Below are 18,221 nucleotides of genomic sequence, written 5' to 3'. Positions count from 1 at the left end.
TCGTGCCCACCGATCGACAAGGAGCACCGTGTCCAGTCCCGTCGCCGACCCGTCCCGCACCGTCCTGCTGCTCAACGGACCCAACCTGAACCTGCTCGGCACCCGAGACCCCGCCCAGTACGGCACGACCACCCTCGCCGAGGTCGAGGCCCGGGTGACCGCGCTCGGAAAGGAACTGGGCGTGGACGTGGTGTGCGCCCAGAGCAACACCGAGGGGATCCTCGTCGACCGGCTGCACGCCGCCCGCGACTGGGCGGGCGTGGTGATGAACCCGGGCGCCTACGCGCACTACGGCATCGCGCTGCGCGACGCGATCGACGCCATCGAGGCGCCCGTGGTGGAGGTGCACATCTCCAACGTGTACGCGCGCGAGGCGTTCCGGCACACCTCGGTCACCGCTCCGGTGACGGCGGGGTACGTCGCTGGGTGCGGGGTGTTCGGCTACGAGCTGGCCCTGCGCGCGGTCCTGAACCGCGCCGCCGAACGCCGGGGCTGACCCGGGCTCCGCGACCCCTCGGAGGGGCCGCTCCGGCCCGGTACGGCCCGGGGGCCGATCGTCGGACCGGGATCGTTCACGCGACCCACCGCCCGCCCACCCCCGTCTGCGCGTTCCGGTCGGTGCGTACCGGCGGGGTTCCGGCCGGGTCGGGGCCGGGCGTGGACCCGCGCTGCCGGGCCCATGCCCGCTCGCGTGTCCCGACCGGCCCTTCGCGGTCCGGCGGGCGTCGGCGGGCGCCCCGGTCCCGGGGCGCCCCCGCCACCTCCGCGGTCTCAGTCCTCGACGGTCTCCAGCACCCGGAACCCGAACCCGGCCGCGCGCAGCCGCTCGATGAGGGCGTCGCCCATGGCCACGGCCGTCGTCACCTGCCCCGAGGTCGCGGGCAGGTCGTCGCGCCACAGGCACAGCGCCGACTCCGCCAGCATGATCGACGTCGCGGCGTACCCCGGCTCGCCCCCGGTCACCTCGGTGTACACCCGGCGGCCGCCGCCCGTGCCCGCGAAGCGCACGGAGAACCATCCGGTGGCCAACTGCTCCTCGGTGGGGCCCTCACCCGGGGCGCGCAGGGCCAGCAACCGCTCGCGCAACGGTCCCACCTGCGCCGCCGCCATGAGCCCGGCCGTGCCCAGGGCCGCCCCGAGAGCGCTGGTCGGCCACCGGAACGCCGCGTAGTGCCCATAGGAGAAGTCCGGGCCGTAACGCTCCGACGCGGCGGCGGACCGGACCACCACCTGCGGGTCCAACGTGGGCAGGGGCAGCGTCCACCCCCGCGCGAGCCGCGTGCGCGGCACGCCCCGGAGGTCGACCCGCACCCGCCGCCCCTCGGGCGGCTCCTCCACGGCGCGTCGTTCCCGGGCCGCGGCCACCATCTCCCCGGGGTCGGCGAACGCGCCCATCATCGAGTGCAGGGTCCCCCCGGACGCCGTCCCCTTGGCCCGCACGAACCCCTCGACGTGCAGAGGCACGCCCTCGGGCAGGCGGTTGACGGTGAACCACGCCCCGAGGTCGTGCGGGATGGAGTCGAACCCGCACGCGTGTACGATCCGCGCCCCGGTGCGCCGGGCGGTGGCGTGGTGCGCCACGTACATCCGGTCCACGAACGCCGGTTCACCGCACAGGTCCACGTAGTCGGTGCCCTCGGCCGCGCACGCCGCCACCAGTGGCTCGCCGTGGACGGCGTAGGGGCCGACGGTGGTGATGACCACGCGCGCCGACGCCGCCAGCGTCCGGATGGACGCCCGGTCCGTCACGTCGGCCACCAGCAGGTCGGGCTCGGGGGCGTTCGGCGCCGACGCCGTCACCCGCTTCCGGACCTCGGCCAACCTGCCCCCGTCACGCCCGGCCAGCGCCCACCGGGCTCCGTCGGGCAGACGTGTGGCCAGGTAGGCCGCGGTCAGCGCGCCGGTGTACCCGGTCGCGCCGAACAGGACGATGTCGTGGTCGCGTTCACGTTGCATCGGGTGGGCCTCCGTGTCGGTCGGTCGTCTCGTCGATCGCGCGCCGGGGCCCAGTCTGGCAGTGGGTCACGGGGGCGTGCGCCCCACCCCCGGGGGGAGGCGCTACCGCGTCGTCGTCGCCGTACCGGTGAGCAGCAGCCCCGCTCCGGTGCCCTTGCCCGCGCCGATCCCGTCCAGGCACAGGTCCTGGAGGGCGTCGCTGTCGCGCACCACGGCCTCGCCGACGAAGTGGTAGCGCGCGGGCCTGCCGCCCAGCCGCTTCCAGCGCACCGACGTGATCTGCGCGGCGTCCGCCAGCTTCTGGTCCAGCCACTCCCGGAACCCGTCCTCGGCCAACGGCACCCGCTTGCTCCGGGGGTTCGGGTCGTCGTCGGTGGGCGTCGCCTCGCGCTGTGTCGTGGGCGCGGTGATCAGCTCCCACCGGATCACCTCGCCCTCGGTGTGGCGCGGCAGCGGCTGGACCGTTCCCGCGACCGCTCCGGGGATCGCCTCCCAGTGGGGTGCGCTGTCGCAGCTGATGATCAGCGTGGTCGGCGAGGTGCGCGCCCACAACAGGCGCACGTCGGACCCGGCGGCGTCGGCGCCGAGGGCGTCGCGCACGGCCGCCCCCATGGTGGCCCACTGGTCCATCCTCGGTGCGCGTCGGGTGTTGAGACTGATACGAGCCAGGTGCAAGAGAATCCGATCCGGGTCATCCCCGCCGGCGCGGGGTGCGTCATCGGGCACCGATCACCGGGGTGTTCCCCCGGGCCGTGCCGAACACCCCACTGTACGGGGCGTCCGTGCCCGGCCTGCTCACGGCCGACGTCCCCTTCCTCCACGGAAGCGCGGCGAGGGCGCGGTGAGGGCGTGTGCCGCCGTCTCGCCGAACCGCCGGAGGCCCGTCCGGTGACGTCGTCGCTCCACCGCTCCCGTCCGTCGTCGCCGCGCCGGGTCCCGCACTCGGACGGCGGCCCGGACGCCGGGGCCCCGTGACTCCGTGTCCTCGGACCGATGCCGGGGTCGCCCCGGCCGGCCGGTACCGCTTGAGGTACCGACCGGTCGGTTTCCATCGGCCGCGCGTGCGCCCGGTCCGCGACGGCTCAGCGGTAGGTCATCAACCCCGCCCCGCCCTGCTCCAGGTGGGCGTGGTCGTTGAAGGACAGCAGGCGGGTGCCGCCGCGACCGTGCATCACCTTGGTGATCGAACCGTTCACCACGATCCGGTTCAACGCCAGGAAACCGTGGGTCGGCGCCTCCAGCAGGGCCGCGCACACCGTCGCGATCACCCCCGCCGAGGTGAACACCAGGGCGGTCTCGCCCCGCTCCAGCCGGGCCACCGTGTCGGACAGGGCGGCCCGGACCCCGGCGCGGAAGTCCTCCCAGGTGCCCGCGCCGGTGCCCCCGGCCGCGATCCACGCCGACAGCCCGGCGTCCAGGCGCTCCTGGAGGGTGCCCTCGCCGATGGGGTGCCGGGTCAGCAGCTCCAGGTGTTCGTACTCGTTCCAACGTTCGTCGATGAGGGGGTCGGCGTCGATCCCGGCCTCGGCCAGCGCGGTGGCGGCGGTCTGGCGCTGTCTGCGCAGGCCGCCCGCCAGCACGGGGCCGGGGCGCAGGTCGCGGCGCTTGAGTTCGGCGCCCAACAGGCGGGCCTGCTCGTATCCGGTGGGACTCAGTTCGTCGTAGTCCTCCGCCTCCGGCGATGCCTTGCCGTGGCGGATGAGGTAGATGCTCGGCATCGCCCCAGAGTACGAGTGCGGGTCCCGGAGCCGATGTCCCGGGTGCCCCGGACCCCGGTCGACGACTACGTGTGGCTCCGCGAACGGGGCGCGATGTCCCGGGCGCCCCGGGCGCCGGCCCTAGGATCCCCGGTTCAGCCACCAGATCGCGGCGTTGAGCGCGGTCGCGAACCCCACCCACGCCCAGTACGGGACGAGCAGCAGCGCGGCGGTCCGCGACGCGCGGGCGAAGACCGTGATCGTCGCGGTCACCGTCACCAACAGCACCACGATGTCGACCAGGGCCGTGCCGCGCAGGCCCAGGCCGAAGAACAGCGGTGTCCACAGGGCGTTGAACACGAGCTGGCCGGCGAACAGCGCCAGGGCGAGGCCGCGCAGGCGTCCGCGCCGCCACACCAGCCAGCCGGAGAACGCGATCATCGCGTACAGCGCGGTCCACACCGGGCCGAACAGCCACGAGGGCGGGGCCCACCCGGGTCGGGTCAGGCTCGCGTACTCGCCGGCGGTGTCGGGGCTGGAGAGCACGCCGAGGAGGGCGGTGCCGAAGGCCAGCGCGAGCAGGACCCCCAGTGCCACGATCGAGGCGAGGGGCGAAGGGGCGGCGGGCGCGGTGTCGTCGTGTGCGGTGGTCCCCATGATCCTCCGAAGGTCGGTGTCCCAAGAAGTAGTAACAAGAAAGTATCTTGGATTCCGTGATAAATCTACGAGGAACCACCGTGACATCCGAGCGGACCCGAGCACGAGGCCGACGCGCCACCGGAACGAGGACGATCCGATGAGCCCCCGACGAGGCACCTCCACCGCCCGCCGCCTGGCGTTCGCCGCGATCGCCCTCGTCCTGGCCCTCGCTCTGGCGGTGGGCGCGTTCGTGGTGTGGGGGCTCACCCCGTACCGTGCCGAGGTCGGACCCCTGGACCAGACCCGGGAACTGCCGGGGGTGCGCGTGGAGATCACCGACGACGCCGTCGTCCTGACACCCGACGACAGCGGTTCCAACGACAGCGGTTCCGGCGACGCCGGTTCCGAGGAGGGCTCCGACACCGGAGTGGTGTTCTACCCCGGCGCCCGCGTCGAGGCCGAGGCCTACACCGCCCCGTGGGCGCCCGTCGTCGCCGCCACCGGCGTCACGGTCGTCATCCCGCGGATGCCGCTCAACCTGGCCGTCCTGGACCCCGACCGCGCCGACGACGCCGTCGCCGAGCACGGCGACGGCGTGGAGCGCTGGTACCTGGGCGGACACTCCCTCGGCGGGGCCATGGCCGCGTCCCACGCCGGCGACGACCCCGCGTTCGACCTGGAGGGCCTGGTGCTGTGGGGTTCCTACGCCACGGAGGGGGCCGGACTCGCGGAGCGGGACGACCTGCGGGTGCTGTCCGTGTCGGGGAGCGAGGACGGACTGTCCGACCCGGCGGCCATCGACGAGAACCGGGGCCACCTGCCCGGGAACGCCGTCATGGTGGAGATCGACGGGATGAACCACGCCCAGTTCGGCGCCTACGGGGACCAGTCGGGGGACGGGGCCGCCCGCATCGACGACGCCGAGGCCCATCGGGTCCTCGCCGAGACCGTGACCGGCTTCCTGACGGGTGGGTGACCTCACCCGGGGAATACGCGACGATCGGGCGGCGCGCGGGCACCCGATCTGAAACCTCCGTGCCCATCGGGTTACCGTGGCCACAGTCGTAACGAGGGAGGGTCATGGTCTTTCGGTATTCGAGCGTGGTGCCCGCGCCACGGGACGAGGTGTTCGAGTGGCACGCCCGGCCGGGGGCGTTCACCCGTCTGGCACCGCCCTGGCAACCGGTACGGCTCACCGCCGAAGCCGATTCCCTGCGTGACGGCGTGGCGGTGCTGTCGTTCCCGGGCGGGGTGCGCTGGGAGGCCGCGCACCTGCCGGAGCGCTACGACCCGCCGCACCGGTTCGCGGATCGTCTGGTGAACCCGCCGCTGTCGACGGTGCTGTCGTGGACGCACGCCCACGACTTCGTCGAGGAGGCCGACGGCACCCGCGTCGTCGACAAGGTCGCCACCTCCGTGCCCGACGCGCTGCTGCGGCCGATGTTCGCCTACCGGCACGCCCAGCTCGCCGACGACCTGGCCGCCGGCGCCCGCGCCCGCGCCTGGAGCGATCGGCCGCTGACCGTCGCGGTCACCGGTGCGGGCGGGTTGGTGGGGCGCAACCTGTGCGCGCTGCTCACCACGGGCGGGCACCGGGTGATCCGGCTGGTGCGGCGGACACCGAGCCATCCGGACGAACGGCGGTGGGACCCCCGTGAACCCGCGACCGACCTGCTCGAAGGCGTGGACGCCCTGGTACACCTGGCGGGGGAACCGATCTTCGGACGGTTCACCGAGGAGCACAAGGCCGAACTGTGGGACAGCCGGGTCGAACCGACCCGGGCGCTCGCCGCACTGGTGGCGCGCGTCGGCGGGCCGCGCGTGTTCGTGACGGCGTCGGGCATCGGATACTACGGGCCGGACCGAGGCGAGGAGGTCCTCACCGAGGACAGCCCGCGCGGCGAGGGGTTCCTGGCCGATCTGGTCGCCGAGTGGGAGGCCGCCACGGGACCGGCCGCCGAGGCGGGCGTGCGGTGCGTCCAGGTGCGCACGGGGATCGTGCAGACCCCGGCGGGCGGGGTACTGGGGTTGCAGTACCCGCTGTTCGCGGCGGGTCTGGGCGGTCGGCTCGGTGACGGGCGGCAGTGGTTCTCGTGGATCGGCGCCGACGACCTCTCCGACGTCTACGTGCGCGCGATCCTCGACGAGGACCTGGCGGGGCCGATCAACGGGGTGACGCCGTACCCGGTGCGCGGCGCCGAACACGCGCGACTGCTGGCCAAGACCCTGCGTCGGCCGTCGTTGTTCCCGGTGCCGGGGTGGGCGCCCGCCGTGCTGTTGGGCAAGGAGGGGGCGGACGAGATGGCGTTGGCGAACCAGCGGGTCGCCCCGAGCCGTCTGGTGAGGGCGGGACACCGGTTCCGGTACCCGCACCTGGAGGAGGCGCTGGCGCACCTGTTCGGCCGCACCGAACCGGTCTGAACGGGGTCCGACCGGCCGGTCGACGGTGCCGGGCCGGTGGGCGGTCGGACGGCGTCGGTGGAGCGCCGGCGCTCCACCGACGCCGTCCACGCACGCGGCCTCGGGGACCCACCGGGCCCCGGCCCTCGGCGGCGGGCGGGCCCGGCACGGTCGTGCTCACGGGGGTGTGGGCGCGTGGTGGACACGAGGAGAGGGCGAGGGCCCTCCTCGGTCCGCGTCGGCTTCGGCGGTGTCCGGGACGGGTCGCACGACGAGGGCGTCCGGCGCGGCGCTCGCACGGCCACCCGCGCCGGACGACCCCCGGTCAGCCCACCGCCGAGGTGACCCGCGCCGGGGTCCGGAAGACCTGGTGCGGCTGGAAGACGCAGATGTTGGTCTCGCTCTGGGCGTTGGCGTCGGTGATCTCCACGAAGTAGGAGTACGTGGTCTCGGGCCTCAGATCGGCGTGGACGTCGACGCCGCCCCGGTTGAGCCCGGCCCGCTCCTCGCCCCGTAGACGCTGCACGAAGATGTTGTCCCACCACGTGAGGTTCTGGGTGTCGAACTCCTTGGCCGATCCGCCCTCGGCCAGCCGGTGGATGTAGTAGGCGTCCGGGCCCCCGAAGCCGTCCAGGGTCGCCCAGTCGCAGCGCAGCTCACCCGACACGGGCACCCGGTCCAGGACCTCCCCGCCGGAGGGCGAGTAGGAGGCCAGGACGCGCTCGCGATCGTTCTTGTAGTGCTCGACCAGCTCTCGTGAGGTGGTCGCGCTGTGCGTGCGCGACTTGCGCAGCACCCGGCCGTCGATGCAGAGCACCTCGATGGTGTACTCGCCCTCGGGCAGGAAGCCCGTGGGCAGGTTGACCATGTACCAGTAGTGGTCGAGGGTGCGGTCGTAGATGTGGCCGTTGGTGTTGGCGGCGGTGAACCGCTGGTCGCCGAACACCACCTCGTACCCGTCCGGGCCTCGCGCGGTGATGGACTCCACGAGTTCGGGGGTGGGCACGCCCGGGGTCGGATGGAAGGAGACCAGGAACTTGTGCTGTTCCCTGGGCAGCGGGGTTCCGTCGAAGTCCCAGTAGACGTCGCAGGCCATGATGTCGAAGATGCGCACTTCCGGAACGTTCATGAGCTTCCCTCCGAGGGGTGATCGCCGTCTCACCGAGTGTGCGCCGAACGCGGCTGGGACGCATCGGTCAGATCTCGGGTCCTCCCGGTCGGGTGGACCTCCGTCTCCCGACCGCGTCCCCGGGAACACGGACGGGCGCGGGGTCCTCGCGCGCCGTGGCGACGGCCTCCCGTTCTTGGGCGCCACCGGGGCGCGCCATCTCAGACGGTCGTTCCGCGCCCCCTCGGAGAGCGGTCGGCCCGAACGTCCTCGCCGAGGTCGAGCAGGACCAGATAGCGGCTGAGATGGGCGGCGGCGTCGAGCATGGCGAGGCCCTGCGCGGTCAGCCTCCGCCGCCAATCGCTCAGGGACGCGAACAGCGCGTCGGTGCCGCCGGCCGTTCGGACCTGCCCGACCACGGTGCGTACGTGGTCCAGCGGGTAGCCCCCGCGTCGGAGCAGGTGGGCGAGTTCGGCGTCACGGACGTCCTCCGCGCGGAAGACGCGGTATCCGGTGGCGGGATCGCGTTCGGGAACGAGGATGCCGGCGTCCCCCCAGTTGCGCAGGGTCGCCGGGGTGACGTCGAGCCGGTGCGCGAGTTCGCCGATGGTCCGGGTGCGGCCGGCCGGTGAACGCTCCGGGGTGGAGTCGGCCCCCGCCGTCAGGTGATCCACCGACTCCCGCACCGCGGCGAGGGTGGCCCGGTCGCGGAGCAGCCGTTCGTGGCCGTGGTCGATGACCGCCAGGGCGTCATCGAGCCGGTCCTCGTGGAGCGCGTGCATGATCCGGCCGGCGGGCGGGTGGCCGTACGCACGGACGAGGGAGAGGTGGGCGCGCAGTGCCGCCGCGTGCACCTCGGTGTAGATCCGGTGGCCGCTCCGGGTGCGCTCGGCGGGCGGGATGAACCCGTCCCGCTCGTGGTTGCGGACCGCCTGGGTCGAGATGCCGTGTTCGTGGGCGAGGTCGGATGGTCGCACGAAGGGTTGTCTCCGCTTTGAGGCTTGACGGAAGAAAGGTGAGGTAGGAACGGATCAGGTCTCAACCGTTCTTTCAAGGATACGCTTGAGACTCATGGATCAGGACATTCGAGACTTCGTGCCCGCGTCATGTGAGCTGTTGGCCCTGGGCGAGCCGACACACCGGGAACCGGCCTTCGGGCTGGTCCGCAACGAACTGCTCGTCCGACTCGTCGACCTCGGGTTCCGGTCGATCGCCATCGAGATCGACCGTGTGGCCGCGCTCTCCGTGAACGATTTCGTGCGAGGCGGAGCGGGGGACCTCGATCGGGTGCTGGAGGAGGGCTTCTCGCACGACTTCGGGGAACTGGACGCCAACCGGCGGCTGGTCGCCTGGCTGCGCGAGTACAACGAGGACCGGCCGGCCGAAGAGCGGATCGCCTTCCACGGCTTCGACACCCCGGGGGAGAACTTCAGCGCGCCGAGTCCCCGGGGATACCTGGAGTACGCCCGTGACCGTCTGGGGCTCGACCTCGACATCGCGGGCCTGACCGGTGACGACGAACGGTGGAGTCGCGCGGAGGCGGTCATGGACCCGACCATGTCACCGGGGATCACGGAGGAGGCGGTCCGGCTGCGGGTGATCGCCGACGGCATGCTCGGCGAGCTCTACGCGCGCGCCCCGGAGCTGATCGCGGCGACCTCACGTGCCGAGTGGTCCAGGACCCGGACCCGTCTCACGGCCGGTATCGGCCTGCTGCGCTACCACGAGCAGTGTGCGCGGCACCCCGAACAGGCCGTCCGGTTGCGCGCCCAGATCGCCACCCGGGACGCGCTCATGGCCGAGAACCTCCTGGACATCCGGGACATCGAGGCGGAGCGCGGGGCGACGCTGGTCTTCACCCACAACCTGCACCTTCGAAGGACCCCGAGCGTCTGGCGGTTCGGGGACGAGGACCTGGACTGGTTCTCGGCCGGTGCCATCGTGGGATCGCTCGTGGGTGAGCGGTACGCGTGTGTCGCGGGCAGCCTGGGGCGCAGCGAGGGCCTGGGGCTCGGGGAACCGGAGGCGGACACCTACGAGGGTGCGCTCCAGGGCGACATCGCCACGTGGGGGTTGAGGGCGGCCACGGGACTCGCTCCCGCCCGGACCCGGACCGGCACCACTCCGGAGAAGGGTTACTTCCCCCTTGAGGAGGCGACCGTCGCCGGGGTCGACGCGGTCCTGCACATCGCGGACGCGGGGGCCATCGTCGGAACAGTCGAGAGCTAGAGGACGGAGCCGGGTCCGATCCGCCGTCCCCCCCGGGGGCGGCGGATGGCGGCGTTCCGTGACGGTGGGATGCTTCGCGTCATGCGTGAAGGTCGGAGGGGCGTGACGAGGCCGGGGGCGTGGGGGCGTATCGCGTGCGTCTGGGCGATCGCTTTCGCGGTGCCGCATTTCCACTGGGGGATGGGCGGCGGCCGGGGGCTCGCCGTCTCCGCCGGACCCCTGGCCGAGGAGCGCCCCCTGTGGTTCGTGGCGGTGGGTCTGTGGGGCGTGGGAGTGCTGTGCCTCGCGGGCGGTGTCCTGGGATGGCTTCTCGCCGGCCCGCGGCACCGGGGTCCTGCGGGGTGGGTGATCAGGGCCCTGGGATGGTGCGCGTGTGCCGTGCTGTCGTTGCGCGGCATCGCCGTCGAGGTGCTGTTGCTGATCGACACGTCGGGCCGGGTCGTGGACGTGAGCCCGGAGCAGCGACTGTGGACGCTGCTGCTGTGGAACCCCTGGTTCCTGGTCGGTGGGCTCGCCTTCGGTCTGGCCGCGTGGAGGTTCCGTCCGTCCGAACGAGGGGGGACGGGCCGCCGCGCGGACCCCTCGGTCCCCTGACACCCGCGCGAGCGGGCCTGCCGGCGTACACGCCCGCGCCCACCGGTGGGCGCAGGCGGAGCGCCTCCGCTCCCCTGGTCCGCCCGCCGGCCCGAGCACGCCCGGGGCGTGCTCGTCGCTCGGGCCGGACCGGTGGGGACGTCGCGTCGCGGTGTCCGGAACGGGGCGGTGGTCATGCGTGCCCGTTCCGGTCGAACGCCGGGCGTTGTCCCACCGGTACCCGGGGCCGCGCGGACCGCCCTCCGGCCTCCCCGTCCTCCCCGGCCTCAGGGGCGGACCTCGGCGACACCGCACGCCTCGCGGCTCACACGGCACGCGCGTCGTACTCCGCGCGGTTCGCGAGCACCTCGCTCATGTTCGCCTCGGCCCACCGCTTGACGCCGCGGATCATGCCGTGGAGCGAGAGCCCCAGTTCGGTCAGCTCGTACGTGACCGTGACCGGCACGGTCGGCGTCACGGTGCGGGAGACGAGGCCATCGCGTTCGAGGGAGCGCAACGTCTGGGTGAGCATCTTCTGGCTGATCCCGGCCAACCGGCGGGACAGCTCGGAGTAGCGCATCGGCCGTGGACCGTCCGTGCTCCCGCCCTCGGCCGGTTCCCGACAGTCGTCGCCGAGCGCGGTCAGGACCAGGGTGACCCACTTGTCGGAGATCCGGTCGAGCAACTGCCGACTGGGACACATCGCCAGGAACGCGTCGTACTCCTCCTTCGCCATCGCCCGCCTCTGCGCCGCGGTCATCGTCGCCACCGACCGCCCCTTCCTACTCGTGGGTGGGCTACGCACTTCCGAGTGCGTACTTCCCATTGGAGAGTTACCCCACCAGAGTGATGTGCGACAGCCTCCGAGCGCAAGACCCCGAGGAGTACGACCATGGGTGTCCCCACCTTCCGTGCCGCCGTCGTCCGCACCCCGAACGACTCCGTCTCGGTCGAGGTCATCGACCTCCCCGTCCGCGAACCCGGCCCCGGCGAGGTCCGGGTCGAGATCGCGGCGGCCTCGGTCAATCCCGTCGACCTCGCGGTCGCGAGCGGCTACTTCCACTCTCTGGGCTTCATCGACCAGCCCGAGCACACCGGTCTGGGCTGGGACTTCGCCGGCACCATCGTCGCCGTCGGACCCGACGTGGACCTGACCGCAGGCACCCCCGTCGCGGGCCTGGTGGGCGGCCTCGACCGCGACTTCGGCACCTACGCGGAGCAGGTCGTCGTACCGGCCGCCGACATCGCCGTCGTGCCCGAGGGCCTGGACCCGGTGGCGGCGGCGACGGTCCCGCTCAACGGGTTGACCGCCGCCCAGCTCGTCGACCTGCTCGGTGACGCCCCCGCCGGGGGCGGCCGGTTGTTGGTGACCGGCGCGGCCGGCGCGGTCGGAGGGTACGTCGTCCCGTTCGCGCAGGAACGCGGCTGGCGGGTGACGGGTCTGGCCAGGTCCCGGGACGAGAAGTTCGTCCGGGGCCTCGGCGCCGACTTCACCGACCGGGCCACACCCGGATGGGACGCGGTCGCCGACGCCGCCGCCCTTCAGGAGCAGGGCCTGGCCCTGGTCCGCGACGGCGGGGTCTTCGTGGGTGTGCAGCCGAGCGCCGTGCCCTCCCCGGAGCGCGGGATCGACGTGCGCGCCGTGTCGGTGAGGCCGGACGGCACGCGGCTGGGCGGGCTGCTCGACCGGACCGCGTCCGGACAACCGCCGGCCCGTGTGCACGCCGTTCTGCCGCTGACCCGGCTGGCCGAAGCCCACCGCGCCATGGCCGAGGGCGGAGTGCGCGGCCGTTACGTCCTCAAGCCCTGACCTCGGACGGGAGGTGATCCCCGAGTGGGCGGTGGGCGGTGGGCGTACGACGCTCACCGCCCGCGCGCTCGGGGGCGGGGTCACGCCGCGACCGGTGCCGCCGCCGGTGCGGTCCGGTCGGCGCGTTCGCCACAGGTGGGGCAGGGCACCGCGATGACGTCCCGGCCCGTGGGGGCGATGCGTAACACCATGCGATAGCGGGGTGAGGTCCTGTCGGCGTTGCAGTGCTGGTCATCGCACTTGGGGTGGGCGAACGAGGCGTCGGTGCCGGTGGGGGGACGGCTCGGGAGTGGGATCTCCGGGGCGGTCGCCGGTGGGTCGATCCGTTCCGGTGGGGGCGGCCCGATCCGGTCGGCCGGTGGGTGAACGGGTTCGGAGGGGTGGGTGCGGCAGACGTGTCCGCACACCGTGCAGGCGCCCCCGGGGACGTTGCGGACGGTGGGATGGTCCGGGCAGGTGCCGGTGGCCCTGCCCCGGGAGTCGAGGGTGAAGCCGGGTGGGGCGGGGTCCCCGGTGTCGGCGTGTGCGGTGAGCCGGTCCATGGGGACACCGCCGAACAGGTTCCGTTCGAACCCTCGGGACGTGGGGCCCGGGGTCGGGGCGCGGGTGTTCCAGGCGCGGACGGTCTCCGGTGAGGCCAGGCGGGTGGAGAGCGCGGCGAACGGGGCGAGGGTCTCCTCCCAACCGGTGAGGGCGTGGGTGAGTTCTTCCTGCGTGAGACCCGCGAGGTGCAGCGACGCCAGACGGCGGGCGAGGGTGAGGCGGTCGCGGGCGGGGTGGCGCAAGGCGCCGTCGGGGATCGCCTTCAGCAGGTCGAGGGCCCAGTTCGGGAGGGCCGGGGCCGCCGGTTCCGCTGGGTGCGCGGGCGCGGGTGTGGGTGTGGGTGTGGCCTCTGTGGTGACGGGTTTGCGGACGGACGGGTTTTCGTCCTCGTTGTTTCGTTGGTCGTTACTTACCGAAGAGGGCCGGGAATCCGACGTTCGGTCCACCGGCGGCCGGTTTTCGGTACCCCGGTCCGAGCTGGGGGGATGCTCGTTCGGGGTGGGCGGAGCGGGTGGGGTGACTTCATTTCGGGGAAGGTCGTGGAGGGTCAGGGCGGTGGACCAGGTGCCGTCGGGGCGTTGGGTCTTGGAGCGTGCGAGGTAGCCGGTGGATTCGAGTTCGCGGAATAGTGATCGCGTCTTTTGGCGGCTTTCTCCGTTTTCACCGCGTTGGCGTTTGGCCAGGCGGGTCATGGCGTCGGCGTCGGTCCACCAGTTCCGGGGCCGGGAGAGCAGTTCGGCCAGGAGCCCGCGCGCGGCCCAGGAGAGACGGGGGTCGCGTAGGGCGGCGTTCGGTAGGACGGTGAAGTGTTCGGTGTGATGGGAGCGGAGGATCTTCACCGTGTCACCCCCGGGTGGGGGGTGGGGGCGGGAGGTCGTGCGTCCCGATTTCGGGCGCACGGGGGTATGGGACTAGGATTCATGCCTAGCCGCCTTCCTGGTAGTGCAGGTAGGTAGGTCAGGAGCCGTCGGGTGCTGCTAACACCGGGCGGCTCCGTTTTTTCGTGATGGGGGGATCACGAGATGGAGTTGTGGGTGCAGTCTAGGGGCGATCGCATGGGTTCGGGGTGCGAATGCCGTTCGTTGGTATTCGCTCTCTGCGGAGGTGGCGTTCGATATGGGCGAATGGTTTGTATTGCCGCATTCGCGAGTGGGCGTTGCCGGTAGGGTCGGTGGACGTGGACGCTCGCTGGGGGTTGGGTCAAGCGGAGATAACGGCCTGCGTTTTCCCAGGTGAAAAAGCGTGAGCCCCGCGCACGCGGGGATGGACCGGTCCCGCTGAAGAACCCGGCTGAGGTCGTGGAGTGAGCCCCGCGCACGCGGGGATGGACCTCCAGGGCATCCCTCGGCGGTTGCTCACGTGCTGTGAGCCCCGCGCACGCGGGGATGGACCGGGCCGGTGGGAGGGCGCGCCCCCACCGGCCCCTCAGCCCCGCTCAGGGGGCAGACTCACCTCACCGCTACGCGGCGGCCCGCAGCGCAGTCCAAGCCCCGGCGGGGAACACCAGCTGCACCAGGTCCGGGTTCTGGGTGTCGCCCATCTCCACCACCCCGGTGGTGTCGAGCAGCGCCGTCGCGCAGTTCGTGGCGCCCTGGGAGCGCTCGGACTTCACCCGCTTGCCGACAGGCAGTGACTTCCGGCCCTGGGTGTAGGTCAGCTTCATACGTATCCTCCTGTGTATCCCTTGTGGAACCCGGCGGCGACAACCGTCGGGGCGGGACCCGAATGGGCCCCGACCCCGTGTCCTGGGCGGTCTCCCAGGGCACGGGACATCTATGCGGGCACGCCGACCCACCGCGGCCACGCCTGCGGGCGCATCCAGTCCTCGGGGCGGTACTGCCAATCCGGACCGGTTCGGAAGTCGCGCCACCACCAGCCGAGCCGGTCGAAGTCCGCCGGGGAAGGGTGGCGAGGAAAGTTGTTGAACAACCGGCTTCCGGGGGCAGAGATCGGCCGTGCCGGGAACTCGTACCGCCACACCAGTTCTCCGGCCTGGACCCGCAGGTAGAACCGCATCGCCCCCTCGTGGGTGCCATCCGGTTTCACACCCCGGATGTCCACCTGGCCGGGTCCCTCGACGACCGCGAAGAAACCGGCCTCGCGGGCGACCTCGGCGAGCAGAGCGGCGGTGTCGTTGGCGTCCATTCGGTTCTCCTGAGATCGGGTCGGTGGTGCAGCAGGTCACGGATCAGGGCGCCCAGCTCCGCCCATTCACCGGTCGGCCTGGACGGTGGTGGGGCGGCTCGTTCGGCGGCGCGGATCAGCGGGTCACCTCGCCTCAACGGGTCTTCGCGCTGCCGGATGCTCACCACCGGCGGGGAGGTGGGCAAACCCAGCCGCTCGGCGAGGTACCCGGTACAGGTGTTGCGGGGTGGCCCCGGCCGGTCACCGAATCGGTGCGACGCCATGGGTCTCCTCCTCTCCTCGTGCCGGTGTGGGTGGCCGCGCCCCCGCCCCCCTTTGGATGGGGCGCGGCCGGTTGGTGCCCGCCCACCCGGGCCTCGGGGGTCCTCCGGGCGGGCGGGGGTCAGGTCGTGAAACCGGCCTCTTCCAAGAGACGATCGACGTCCTCTCGGCGGAAGCGGTGGTGGCCGCCGGGGGTCCGAACACCCGGCAACCTCCCGGCCGCCGCCCACCGGGCCACCGTTTTCGGGTCGACCCGGAACAGGGCCGCGATCTCGTCGGGGGTCACCAACGCGGGCAGCGGCGGCTTCTGTTCGCTCATCGGTTCCTCGTCTCGTCTCGCGCCGACCGGGCGGCGTCCATCTCATCGATCACGGCCTCGGCTGCGGCTTCGGGGATGCGGTGGCGGCCTCCGTGGTCGGTGACGTGGGCGATCCAGTCGCGTCGCACCCAGTTCTCAACCGTGTCTTGGGCCACTCCCCACAGGTCCGCGACCTGCGCGATGCTCAACCACCTCATCGGCCTGCCGTTCTGATGGGTCACGCTGTGCTCCTCGGTGTAGGTGGGGGTGGGGTGGCATTCGTCCCCACCGCCCGCCCCTGAGTCCCCACCCGAGAGGGCGGACCGGGTCACCCGCCGGTGGCTCGTTCGTGCCGGTGGCTCCTGTGGGGGCCCGGGGGAGGGACCGATCAACTGTTCCGGGTGGTGGGGCGGCAGGTGACAGGTTCCCGCCGCCCCACCCCGACCCCGCGTGGTGCCTCACACGATTCGCGGGGCCGGTTGGCCGCAACACCTCGGGCGGGCCGGGGGCACGGGTTCCCCGGGGTGCTACGACCGGCTTGAAAAGGGCGGGGGCAGCGGGTGTTGGCGCGCCGCCCCCGCCGGCCGGGCCCATCTCCCCAGACCGCCCGGCGGGGTGCGGTGGCGGAATCCCTGGGCGGGGTGTCGGGAGTCGCCCCGGGTGCGTCGCCACCGCACGATCAGAAGGTGCGTCTGTCGATCAAGGCACGCACGGTGATGGGGGTCCCGGCGCCGCCGTCCCAGTCCCAGTACAGGGCCAGGGCGTCGACGGTGTGCAGGCCGCCGGTGTGCGGTGTGGCGACGGGGAAGGTGTGGGTCCCGGCCGGGGACGGGGTGGTGCCTTCGTCGGTGACGGACACGGCGATGTCGAACCGGCCTCGGACGATCTCCAGGGTGGCGTGCCCGCCGGGTTGTCCGGACCGGGTCCACTGGTGGGCGTTACGGACGAGGGCGACGGCGACGCGGGCGACCCGGTCGGCGACGTCGGTGGGGGCGTCCGTCTGCCGGTGTGCCCACGTGTAGATGTTCAGGTACCCGTCGCCGTCTTGGGGGTCGACGGCGGGGATGCGCAGTGCGGACACGCGGTCGTCGCTGGTCCGCATGGGGAGCGGGGCCGATTGTCCTGGGCTGGGGGTGTTCGGGGCGGTACACTGCATGTCGTCTTCACCTCGGTTGCTTCGGGGTGGGGTTACAGCCCCGGGCGACCGCTTCCGACTTCGGTCACCGGGGCTTTTGTTGTTTGGGGGTCGGCCCGCCTCGCACTGGCCGTTTGAGGCGGGCCGACGTTGCTCCCGCCCGGTGTAGGGCGGGGTGTTTGGGGTGGTCACCCCACGAACCGCGACATTCGTGGGGTGACCGTTCAGCTCAGAACCCCTGTCTCCCCAGAGAAGGAAGAGCTGAGCTGGCCCCCGCTTTGGGTAGACCCCAATGCGGGATCGGCGCCCTGAGGTGCCTGGCGATAACTTGACACAAGCGCTGGTCAGCGGTCCATAGAAACAATGAAACTGTCGTTTCGGGGTTACTGTCTAGACCCCCAGTTGCATCCTGTAATACTCTGTTTCGGTGACCGTCGATGTGAAACAGAAGTGGATACCTTTCGGCAAGGAGCTCCGTAAACTCCGAGGTGGCAAGGGCCTGACTCTCGCCGAGGTCGGTACACGCCTGGGTGTCAGTGGCCCGCAGATCGGCAACTTTGAAAGAGCCACACGAACCCCAAACCGGGCTCAAGTGGACAAGCTCGATGTGCTGTATGAAACGGGCCACCGGTTGCGTGAATTCTGGGAAGACACGCGCCGTGAAGGCCGAGTGCCTGACGAGTTCCGGAACGCCTTGGCGATGGAGCGCAAGGCGAAGCAGATCCGCGAGTACCAATCCATTCTTTTCCCTGGACTGATTCAAACACCCGACTATGCTCGGACACTGATCCGCGCGCGCCGCCCCCAAGCCCCCGAGGAAGACGTTGAGGAGCTGGTCACCGCTCGGATGGGCCGACTCAATGAACTCGTCCAGCGGGGGGCTACGCTATGGGTCGTGGTCGATGAGGTCGTGGTCAGAAGACCGATCGGTTCCGCTGCGATCCTGCGGGAGCAACTGGATCAGGTCACAGCGTTGATCCAGAGCGGTACGATCCGGCTTCAGGTCCTCCCCCTCGAAAACCACCCTGGGTTGTGTGCCCCCTACCGCATCGTGATGCTGGACGATCGGCGGAACGCACTCTTCCTGGAGAACGCCCGAGGGGGCGAGATCGTTGACAAGGTGGACATGGTGAGTGAGATGTCGATGTTGTTCAGCGCGATGCAGGCTGAGGCGCTCACTACCCGTGGCACTCTTGAATTGATTCAGGCCGTGAAGGGGCAAATCGCATGAATGAATACCACAAGTCCAGCTACAGCGATGGGACCGGCGGCAACTGTGTAGAGGTCGCTGAAGGCCCCAAGACCCGGTTGCGTGACACGCAGAACAGGGAACTCGGCCACCTGGAAGCTCCTGCCTCGGAGTGGGCGGCCCTAGTGGTGGCTCTGCGCGGCGTGTAGTTCGCCAGCGCAAACCAGCCCCGCCCAGG

Annotated in this window: 21 protein-coding genes; 8 read left to right on the top strand and 13 right to left on the bottom strand. The window is 71.8% G+C overall.

The window, feature by feature from the left end:
• Positions 1 to 28 precede the first annotated feature (28 nt).
• On the top strand, positions 29 to 496 hold the full coding sequence (gene aroQ / locus PWG71_RS10830; RefSeq protein ID WP_274809516.1) for a type II 3-dehydroquinate dehydratase: 468 nt from the start codon (positions 29 to 31) through the stop codon (positions 494 to 496).
• A 275-nt stretch (positions 497 to 771) separates the two neighbouring features.
• Here the strand turns inward: aroQ and PWG71_RS10825 are convergent, their stop codons facing one another.
• From PWG71_RS10825 to PWG71_RS10810, 4 genes are all read right to left on the bottom strand, one after another.
• Positions 772 to 1,956 carry a saccharopine dehydrogenase family protein gene (locus PWG71_RS10825; protein WP_274809514.1) on the bottom strand — a complete coding sequence of 395 codons (1,185 nt, stop codon included), beginning with the start codon at positions 1,954 to 1,956 and terminating at the stop codon, positions 772 to 774.
• Between the two features lie 102 nt (positions 1,957 to 2,058).
• Entirely contained in the window at positions 2,059 to 2,631 is a 573-nt protein-coding gene (locus tag PWG71_RS10820) for a type I-E CRISPR-associated protein Cas6/Cse3/CasE (protein WP_274809512.1), read from the bottom strand.
• Between the two features lie 407 nt (positions 2,632 to 3,038).
• Positions 3,039 to 3,674, bottom strand: a complete 636-nt coding sequence (locus tag PWG71_RS10815) for a histidine phosphatase family protein (protein ID WP_274809510.1) — start codon at positions 3,672 to 3,674, stop codon at positions 3,039 to 3,041.
• A gap of 120 nt (positions 3,675 to 3,794) precedes the next feature.
• A complete protein-coding gene (locus tag PWG71_RS10810; RefSeq protein ID WP_274809508.1) occupies positions 3,795 to 4,310 on the bottom strand; it encodes a TspO/MBR family protein in 516 nt (171 codons plus the stop codon).
• Between the two features lie 139 nt (positions 4,311 to 4,449).
• Between PWG71_RS10810 and PWG71_RS10805 the strand changes: the two genes are divergently transcribed.
• Both PWG71_RS10805 and PWG71_RS10800 read left to right on the top strand, forming a co-directional pair.
• The gene (locus tag PWG71_RS10805; protein ID WP_274809507.1) at positions 4,450 to 5,268 is read left to right on the top strand and encodes an alpha/beta hydrolase; all 819 of its coding nucleotides are present in this window, start codon (positions 4,450 to 4,452) and stop codon (positions 5,266 to 5,268) included.
• A 104-nt stretch (positions 5,269 to 5,372) separates the two neighbouring features.
• Positions 5,373 to 6,713 carry a TIGR01777 family oxidoreductase gene (locus tag PWG71_RS10800; protein ID WP_274809505.1) on the top strand — a complete coding sequence of 447 codons (1,341 nt, stop codon included), beginning with the start codon at positions 5,373 to 5,375 and terminating at the stop codon, positions 6,711 to 6,713.
• Between the two features lie 304 nt (positions 6,714 to 7,017).
• On the opposite strand, the gene PWG71_RS10795 is transcribed toward PWG71_RS10800, so the two are convergent.
• Positions 7,018 to 7,821, bottom strand: coding sequence for a hypothetical protein (locus PWG71_RS10795; protein WP_274809504.1), 804 nt, complete (start codon positions 7,819 to 7,821; stop codon positions 7,018 to 7,020).
• A gap of 200 nt (positions 7,822 to 8,021) precedes the next feature.
• The gene (locus PWG71_RS10790; RefSeq protein WP_274809502.1) at positions 8,022 to 8,777 is read right to left on the bottom strand and encodes a TioE family transcriptional regulator; all 756 of its coding nucleotides are present in this window, start codon (positions 8,775 to 8,777) and stop codon (positions 8,022 to 8,024) included.
• 94 nt (positions 8,778 to 8,871) lie between these two features.
• Here PWG71_RS10790 and PWG71_RS10785 point away from each other — a divergent pair, with 94 nt between their 5' ends.
• Together PWG71_RS10785 and PWG71_RS10780 are read left to right on the top strand one after the other, a co-directional pair.
• Positions 8,872 to 10,029, top strand: coding sequence for an erythromycin esterase family protein (locus tag PWG71_RS10785; RefSeq protein ID WP_274809501.1), 1,158 nt, complete (start codon positions 8,872 to 8,874; stop codon positions 10,027 to 10,029).
• A gap of 102 nt (positions 10,030 to 10,131) precedes the next feature.
• A complete protein-coding gene (locus PWG71_RS10780; RefSeq protein ID WP_274809500.1) occupies positions 10,132 to 10,623 on the top strand; it encodes a DUF3995 domain-containing protein in 492 nt (163 codons plus the stop codon).
• Positions 10,624 to 10,927: 304 nt separating this feature from the next.
• Here PWG71_RS10780 and PWG71_RS10775 read toward each other — a convergent pair whose 3' ends face one another.
• Positions 10,928 to 11,362, bottom strand: coding sequence for a winged helix-turn-helix transcriptional regulator (locus tag PWG71_RS10775; protein WP_446725010.1), 435 nt, complete (start codon positions 11,360 to 11,362; stop codon positions 10,928 to 10,930).
• A gap of 132 nt (positions 11,363 to 11,494) precedes the next feature.
• Between PWG71_RS10775 and PWG71_RS10770 the strand changes: the two genes are divergently transcribed.
• Positions 11,495 to 12,412: an NADP-dependent oxidoreductase gene (locus PWG71_RS10770; protein WP_274809498.1), complete on the top strand. Its 918-nt coding sequence runs from the start codon at positions 11,495 to 11,497 to the stop codon at positions 12,410 to 12,412.
• 80 nt (positions 12,413 to 12,492) lie between these two features.
• Here the strand turns inward: PWG71_RS10770 and PWG71_RS10765 are convergent, their stop codons facing one another.
• The 6 genes from PWG71_RS10765 to PWG71_RS10740 all read right to left on the bottom strand — a co-directional run bounded on the left by PWG71_RS10765 (position 12,493) and on the right by PWG71_RS10740 (position 16,761).
• Positions 12,493 to 13,794: a hypothetical protein gene (locus tag PWG71_RS10765; protein WP_274809497.1), complete on the bottom strand. Its 1,302-nt coding sequence runs from the start codon at positions 13,792 to 13,794 to the stop codon at positions 12,493 to 12,495.
• Positions 13,795 to 14,414: 620 nt separating this feature from the next.
• Positions 14,415 to 14,618, bottom strand: a complete 204-nt coding sequence (locus tag PWG71_RS10760) for a DUF397 domain-containing protein (RefSeq protein ID WP_274809496.1) — start codon at positions 14,616 to 14,618, stop codon at positions 14,415 to 14,417.
• A gap of 110 nt (positions 14,619 to 14,728) precedes the next feature.
• Positions 14,729 to 15,100, bottom strand: a complete 372-nt coding sequence (locus PWG71_RS10755) for a hypothetical protein (protein WP_274809495.1) — start codon at positions 15,098 to 15,100, stop codon at positions 14,729 to 14,731.
• 382 nt (positions 15,101 to 15,482) lie between these two features.
• On the bottom strand, positions 15,483 to 15,680 hold the full coding sequence (locus PWG71_RS10750; protein ID WP_274809494.1) for a BldC family transcriptional regulator: 198 nt from the start codon (positions 15,678 to 15,680) through the stop codon (positions 15,483 to 15,485).
• Positions 15,677 to 15,901 carry a helix-turn-helix domain-containing protein gene (locus tag PWG71_RS10745; protein ID WP_274809493.1) on the bottom strand — a complete coding sequence of 75 codons (225 nt, stop codon included), beginning with the start codon at positions 15,899 to 15,901 and terminating at the stop codon, positions 15,677 to 15,679. Before PWG71_RS10745 ends, PWG71_RS10750 begins: the two co-directional genes overlap by 4 nt.
• Positions 15,902 to 16,338: 437 nt before the next feature.
• On the bottom strand, positions 16,339 to 16,761 hold the full coding sequence (locus PWG71_RS10740) for an ATP-binding protein (protein ID WP_274809492.1): 423 nt from the start codon (positions 16,759 to 16,761) through the stop codon (positions 16,339 to 16,341).
• Positions 16,762 to 17,221: 460 nt separating this feature from the next.
• Between PWG71_RS10740 and PWG71_RS10735 the strand changes: the two genes are divergently transcribed.
• Both PWG71_RS10735 and PWG71_RS10730 read left to right on the top strand, forming a co-directional pair.
• Positions 17,222 to 18,025, top strand: coding sequence for a helix-turn-helix domain-containing protein (locus PWG71_RS10735; RefSeq protein ID WP_274809491.1), 804 nt, complete (start codon positions 17,222 to 17,224; stop codon positions 18,023 to 18,025).
• Complete coding sequence (locus tag PWG71_RS10730) at positions 18,022 to 18,192, top strand: DUF397 domain-containing protein (RefSeq protein ID WP_274809489.1); 171 nt, start codon at positions 18,022 to 18,024, stop codon at positions 18,190 to 18,192. Before PWG71_RS10735 ends, PWG71_RS10730 begins: the two co-directional genes overlap by 4 nt.
• Positions 18,193 to 18,221: the final 29 nt, after the last annotated feature.

Source organism: Nocardiopsis sp. N85 (assembly GCF_028882275.1).
In the GTDB taxonomy this organism is placed as follows: domain Bacteria; phylum Actinomycetota; class Actinomycetes; order Streptosporangiales; family Streptosporangiaceae; genus Nocardiopsis; species Nocardiopsis lambiniae.
This window is presented reverse-complemented; position numbering and strand designations above follow the sequence as displayed.